Raw genomic sequence first — 6,631 nt, 5'->3', positions numbered from 1 at the left:
CCGGCTGCGGGCCGATGACCGGGCGTCCGGCGAGTGCCACGACGTGCTCGCGTGCGGCGGTGCTGTGGCCGACGAAGCGCTGCGAGACCAGGATGCGACGGCTGTCGTCGACGCCGAGGACTCCCTTGTCGAAGAGCTTGTGGTGCAGGGAGCACAGGCACAGGCCGTTGTCGACGTCGTCCGGTCCGCCGAAGGCCCACCAGCGCACGTGCGCGGCCTCCAGCCCGACGGGCACTGCGCCGATACGGCCGTCGTAGCCGCAGAAGGCGCACCGGTATTCGTAGGCGGTCAGCACCAGTTCGCGCATCCGCCGGTCCCGTTGCCTTCGGGCGGTGGGGAGTTGGTGGGTTTCCGTCGGCTCCAGGTCCAGGCCGACGGCTTCACACAGCTCGCTGTGGAGCGAGGGAGGGAAGTGCAGGTCGAGGAGCGATCGCGCTATTCGGTGCAGCAGTTCGGGTTCGCGCCGTAGCGCATGTCCGAGTTCGGGCGCGAGCCGTCCGGTGGCACCCGTGGCCCGGAGGTCCCGCAGGCCGCTGCCTGGGCTGCCGGGACCACGGTCGGTACGCACCTCCCATACGCCGTCGCTGACCAGGTGGTGGAAAGGGTAGGCGGGCGACGTCTTGTTGGGCGGCCCGTACTCGGTCAGCAGGCGTTGCGAACAAGTGCGGTCGGCCGAAGGCGGCGAACTCGCCTCAGGCGGCCCGGTGTTGGAAGGTGCGGCGGTAGGACGTGGGCGTGATGCCGAGGGCGTCACGGAATCGGGCGCGCATGTTGGCGCCGCTGCCGAGGCCGCACCGGACGGCGATCTGTTCCACCTGGAGGTCGGTGGTCTCCAGGAGTTCTCGCGCGCGGTTGATACGGGCGGTCAGGAGCCATTGGTGGGGGCTGACGCCGGTTTCCTGGCGCCACAGGCGGGTCAGGGTGCGCGGCGAGACGCCGGCATGGTCGGCGAGGTGGGGGATGGTGAGGTCCTCTTCGAGGTGGAGCAGGGCCCGTTCGCGGGTGTCGGCGAGCGTGGTGGCCTGCGGGGTGGGGAGGGTCCTGTCGATGTACTGGGCCTGGCCGCCGTCGCGGTGCGGGGCGGCGACGATGTCCCTGGCGATGTCGTTCGCGACGGCTGCGCCAAGGTCTTTGCGGACCAGGTGCAGACACAGGTCGATGCCGGCCGTGACACCCGCCGAGGTCAGGATGGTGTCGTTGTCGATGTAGAGGACGTTGCGGTCGACGCGTACCCGGGGGTAGAGCTCTTCGAGGTCGTCCGCGCTGGCCCAGTGAGTGGTGACGGTGCGGCCGTCGAGCAGTCCGGCCGAGGCGACGGCGAAGGCGCCGGTGCAGATGGAAGCGATGCGTATCCCGGCGCGGCCGGCGAGCTTGAGAGCGGCCCTCACCCGTGGGCGCGGAGGGCGCCGGAAGTCCTCGAAGCCCGGGACGATGATCGTGTCCGCTTCGGCGAGCGCCTCAAGACCCGCGGTCAGCCCGAGAGTGAAACCGGCGCTCGTGGTCACGGCCTCCTCGGTGTCGCCGCACACGGTGAGCTCGTAGGGGGTGTTCGGACGGGCGTTGAAGATCTGCGTGGGGATCCCCAGATCCATGGGCAGCACGCCGTCGACCGCCAGGACCATGACCCGGTGCCTGTTCATGGCCGCAATATTACGTCCGACGCCAATGCCGCAGGTAAGGGCAGGAAGCCGTCACGTCCTGGCCCAGAGCGGTTCCCGGGATAACTCCCCTGCTCAAGCCGATGATTGTGCGGCCGGAAAGCAAGGTCTCCTCCACACTGTTCTGGCCCGAAAAATGCGCATGCTGGCAGATGAGCCGTGTCCTGGACGGGAGGTTCCGGAGCAGGATCGAGGAACGAGCGGGGCAGCCGACTCCACACACCGGTGGAGCGGCCCCAGAGCCCCGGCCGTGGACGAGGAGCCGGCGATGACTTCGCAGGAGCAGAACGTGGTGGGCCGCTTCTTCGACGTACAGGGCGGCCAGGTGTACGCCCACGTCCGCGAGGGCGACGGCCCGGCGCTGATCTTCCTGCACTACTGGGGAGGCTCGCGGCGCACCTGGATCCCGGTGCTGCGGCGGCTGGATCCCGGGCAGGGCTTCGTGGCCTACGACCAGCGTGGCTGGGGCGACTCCACGAGCGTGCCGGGACCCTACGGCCTGGAGCAGCTCGCGGACGACGCGCAGCGGGTCATCGACGCGCTCGGATACTCCCACTACGTGCTCGTCGGACACTCCATGGGCGGCAAGGTGGCTCAGCTGCTGGCCGCGCGCAAGCCCGCCGGTCTGAGCGGAGTCGTCCTCGTGGCACCCGCGCCACCCGCGCCGATCGGGGTGACCGAGCAGACGCAGGAGGCGGTCTCCCACGCCTACGACAACGAGGAGACGGTGCTTCGGGGCATCGACCTGATGCTGACCCGCGGCGGGCTGACTCCCGAGCTGCGCAGGCAGGTGGTCGAGGACAGTCTGCGCGGCGGCGAGCAGGCGCGTCTCGCATGGTCGCGTGGGGGCCTGGTCCAGGACGTGTCGGCCGGCGTCTCGGCCATCGGGGTGCCGGTGCTGGTTCTCGCGGGCAGCGACGACAAGGTCGACCCGCCGACCGTGCTCGCCGAGCACCTGCTGCCGCTGATCCCGACCGCCACGCTGACCGTCCTGAAGGACACCGGCCACCTCTCCCCCCTTGAGGTGCCCGACCAAGTGGCCGCGCACATCGGCGCGTTCGTCGCCCAGCTGTAGGCACACCACTCCAGCCGCACATCCCCAACGCCCCCCATGCAGGAGACCCACCATGACCACCGACGCACACCTGTCCGTCGCCGAGCAGCTCGACCTCCCCGGCACGACTCTCGCCCAGGACACCTACGCCTACGCGGCACAGGCCACGCCCGCCTTCGTTCACCACCACAGCGTCCGCAGCTACGTCTTCGCCCGCGCCCATGCCCAGAACCAGGGTCTGCACGCCGGCAGCGACTACGACGACGAGCTGCTGTACGTCAGCTGCCTCCTGCACGACCTCGGACTGAGCGAGGAGGGCAACGGCGACCAGCGTTTCGAAGTCGACGGCGCCGACCTCGCCGCGGCATTCCTGCGCGAGCGCGGTGTCGAGGAACGGCGTATCGCCATCGCCTGGGACGCCATCGCCCTGCACACCTCGGACGGCATCGCCTCACGGAAGGGCACGGAGGTGGCGCTGGCTCAGGCCGGCATCGCCACCGACATCCTCGGAGCCCGGCGCGAGAGCCTTCCGCCCGGCCTCGCCGACGAGGTGCACGCCCTGCTGCCGCGCCAGGACCTGGCCTACGGGCTCAGCGACGCCATCGTCACCCAGGCCAGGACCAAGCCCCACAAGGCGTCCCCGCTGACCTTCCCGGGCGACCTGCTGCGACACCACCTGCCCTACGGCGCCCAGCCCGGCTGGTACGACCTGATCGCCGCGGCCGGCTGGGGCGACAAGCCGGTCGGTGTCACCGCCCGGCGCCGTGCGGAGACTCCTCAGCAGGTGGGGACCTTGTTCATGGAGTACCTGGAGGCCGGTGACGTCGAGGGCCTGGTGTCGCTGTACGAGCCGAACGCCCACTTCGTCCCCACTCCCGGAACCCACCTGGTGGGCACGGACGCCATCCGCGAGGCCATGCGGCAGATGGTCGACAGCGGCGCCCGCCTCAAGCTCGAACCGCGCGAGATCCGACAGGTCGACGATGTCGCCCTGGTGTCGAACAACGCCGTCCTCACCGGGGTCGGACCGGAGCCGGTGGTCTCCACCACCACCGAGATCCTCCGACGCCGGCCGGACGGCGGCTGGGTCCACGCCGTGGACGACCCGTTCTTCAGCTGACCGCGTCGGGCTGCCCGGGCACGGATGTACAGGCCGCCATGTCGGCTGATCCGCCGGACGCACTGAACGATCAACGTTCCGGCCCGAATCCGGCACGCGACAACTGATCACCACGGCTTCTGACCTGGGAGTACGTGCTCTCCTCGGCGGTGTGCCTTCGGTACGGTCAAGGTCCGGGCCGGCGCCGACCCCGGCCCGGACCTTGACCGGTGTTGGGCAGCACACCGTGGCGGGGTACAGGCCACATGTGCGCTGCCGACCCGCCCGCGGCTGTTGGGGGGGCGCCGACGGGCGGTGACCGGCCCGAAGGGGTGGAGACGGGCCGGCCGATGTTCGCGCGGCGGACCTCACGAGCGGACGCGCGAACTCCAGGAATCTAGCGCGTGGCAACCGCCGCGCACGATCCACTGAGCGCGGCTGTTGTCCGCACAACGCGGGGCGATGGTGTGGGCCGTGGTCACCCGGAACGCAGTGTCTGCGAGGGCAACTCGCCGAAGCGGGCTCGGTAGCGGGACGCGAAGCGGCCCAGGTGGTCGAAGCTCCAGCGATGGGCGACCTCGCTCACGTTCACCTCGCCCGGCGTGCCGCGGCGCAGCTCGTCGTGGGCGCGGGTGAGGCGGACGTCGGTGAGGTAGGCCAGCGGGGTCATGCCGACGTACTGCTGGAAGGCTTCTTGGAGTCGCCGCACGCTCACTCCGGCGAGCACGGCCAACTCTCCTACCGTGAACGGGTGTTGCGGCATGCTGTGCATGGCCTCGACAGCACGCTTGACGGGGCCCGGGCGCAGGGCGGAGTCCGGTCGGTCGAGCTCGTCGCGATAGCGGTGGCCGGTGGCGAGGAGGAGCCCGGTCAGCAGGGCCTCCTGGAGCGGGCGGGCGACCATCGGCCGGGTGAGCAGCCCGCCGTCCTGTATCTGGTCGAACACCGCGCGGATCATCCGTACCCAGCTCAGGCCCGCGCCGTGCGCGACGTCCAGTTCGGGTGTGAGGACGACGGGGGTGCGCAGCGGTCGGCCGAGAAGGCGTTCGAGTTGACCGTTGAGGGCCTTGGGGTCGATCTTCACGGCCAGCATGGAGCAGTCGGTGCTCACTCGATCCAGGGCCGTGTCGCCGTGCGGCTGGAAGACGGCCGCGTTCGCGGCGGTCGCTACCGCCTTGGTGTGCGTTCCCTGACGCCAGGCCAGATGGCCCCCCATGGGGATGTCCACGTGGTAGGAGCCGAGTTCCCCGAACCGTATACGCACCTCCGCGCCGAAAGAGAGTCGTCCGAGCGTGAGCGGACCGAGCGCGGCGATGTCGTACCGGGCCGTGAACTCGGCACTGCCGTCGGGCACGTCGATGAAGTTGGCGTAGAAGCGTTCTTGGAGGACCTGCCGAGCCTCGTCCACATCCGTCGTCCGGAACTTCAGCACATCCTGGCCCTGGTTGGGTGAGTGGTGCATACCGCAACCTCCTGCGCCGTTGGACCGTACGAGAAACGGTGCACATTATCGCCACCCGTTGCCTGCTGCCGGGCCCCTGTTTTTCCGTCTCACGGCAGATCTGGCCGGAACGAGACGTCGCCTCGGGCCGACAGGACTTCGGGCGAGGGATCCCGTCGTGTCAGCCGTTGTCAGGGCACGCGGAGGGCACGCCACCCCCGAACTGGCCCAGACAACAAACAACCCCCAGGCGGCTGACCCGGGGGCAGATTCTGGAGCGGGTGACGAGAATCGAACTCGCACTCTCAGCTTGACCGTGGTTGCCCGCTCTTACGGGCACGGATTGGGTACGGCTTCGGCTCAGGCGGCTCGGCGGCGTCTTCGCGCCCTTGGCGGATGCAGCGGGCGTAGAGCTCGGCAGAGCGTGGGCGACCACTGTTGCATGCGCAAATGGGCGATTGTGACGGGCCGGCTGTGGAAAGTCACCGGTCGAGATCCTCGTACTCCTTCGCGGGCACGCCGATGTCCGAGAAGATGTCCCGTGCCTGTCGCCTCATCAGTTCATGGGCAGCGCCGTCGGTCTTCCGGTGGGCGCGGGCGAGTGCCATGAGGGTGCGGGCCTCGCCGAGTCGGTGGCCGGTCTCGCGGTGTATGGAGAGGGCCTCTTGGCCAAGTTCGACCGCTGCGCCGGGTGTTTCCTCGGCCTCTGCGGTCTCGCACAGTGCGGTCAGGGCCTGGCCCTCCACCACGCGGAACGAGTGGTCGCGGGCCAGGGTCAGCGCCTGTTCGGCGTGGGCGCGGGCCTCGTCGTACCGGCCTGCTTCCTGGTAGGTGAGGGAGAGGCAGAGGAGGCTGTCCGCCTCGGCCCGTCTGAATCGCGCCTCGCGGGCCAGGGCGAGAGCCTGCTCGCCGGCCTGAACAGCCCGGTGCGGCTGTGCCAGCCGTCGGTGGGCTGCTGCGACCGTGGTGAGGATGCCGGACTGAACCCAGTGTCGTTTCGTGTCCTCGACCAGGGCGAAGGCCTGCTCGGCCTGCTCCAGCCCTTCGTCGTGGCGGCCGAGTTCGACATTGATCTTCGCGATGGCGTCGAGCATCATCGCGTGGCCGTTGCGGTGACCGGCCCGCTTGTCGGAGGCCACTTCCGGGCCGAGGAGGTCGAGTCCGTCGGTGAGACGGCCGAGTTCCCAGTACACCCTGCCCAGGTTCTGCAGGGCCGAGCCGGCGTCCCACGAGCTGACGTCCGTCTCAAGGTCGACGGCACGTTCGAGGTGATCGGCGGCCTCACGCAGTCGGCCCAGGTCCCGGCAGGCCAGACCGAGGCCGACCATCCCGAATCCTTCGAAGTAGCGATGCCCGACCTCACGGAAGATGCGCAGGCC

Annotated in this window: 5 protein-coding genes and 1 pseudogene; 2 read left to right on the top strand and 4 right to left on the bottom strand. The window is 69.7% G+C overall.

All coding sequences use genetic code 11. From position 1 onward, the window contains the following. A pseudogene (locus R6V09_RS42575) lies at nucleotides 1-655 on the bottom strand (phosphorothioated DNA-binding restriction endonuclease); the annotation flags it as partial. Nucleotides 656-692: 37 nt separating this feature from the next. After that, on the bottom strand, nucleotides 693-1,640 hold the full coding sequence (locus R6V09_RS42570) for a GlxA family transcriptional regulator (protein WP_317886848.1): 948 nt from the start codon (nucleotides 1,638-1,640) through the stop codon (nucleotides 693-695). A 286-nt stretch (nucleotides 1,641-1,926) separates the two neighbouring features. Here R6V09_RS42570 and R6V09_RS42565 point away from each other — a divergent pair, with 286 nt between their 5' ends. Together R6V09_RS42565 and R6V09_RS42560 are read left to right on the top strand one after the other, a co-directional pair. Then, complete coding sequence (locus R6V09_RS42565) at nucleotides 1,927-2,733, top strand: alpha/beta fold hydrolase (RefSeq protein ID WP_317886847.1); 807 nt, start codon at nucleotides 1,927-1,929, stop codon at nucleotides 2,731-2,733. Nucleotides 2,734-2,785: 52 nt separating this feature from the next. Then, complete coding sequence (locus R6V09_RS42560; protein WP_317886846.1) at nucleotides 2,786-3,832, top strand: SgcJ/EcaC family oxidoreductase; 1,047 nt, start codon at nucleotides 2,786-2,788, stop codon at nucleotides 3,830-3,832. A 457-nt stretch (nucleotides 3,833-4,289) separates the two neighbouring features. On the opposite strand, the gene R6V09_RS42555 is transcribed toward R6V09_RS42560, so the two are convergent. Both R6V09_RS42555 and R6V09_RS42550 read right to left on the bottom strand, forming a co-directional pair. After that, nucleotides 4,290-5,273 (bottom strand): AraC family transcriptional regulator, encoded by a 984-nt coding sequence (locus R6V09_RS42555; RefSeq protein ID WP_317886845.1) that lies wholly within the window; start codon nucleotides 5,271-5,273, stop codon nucleotides 4,290-4,292. A 461-nt stretch (nucleotides 5,274-5,734) separates the two neighbouring features. Then, nucleotides 5,735-6,631 (bottom strand): tetratricopeptide repeat protein (locus tag R6V09_RS42550; RefSeq protein ID WP_317886844.1); only part of this gene is annotated, 897 nt, incomplete at its 5' end.

The sequence above is a fragment of the Streptomyces sp. W16 genome (genome assembly GCF_033194735.1).
Taxonomy (GTDB): Bacteria; Actinomycetota; Actinomycetes; order Streptomycetales; family Streptomycetaceae; genus Streptomyces.
This window is presented reverse-complemented; position numbering and strand designations above follow the sequence as displayed.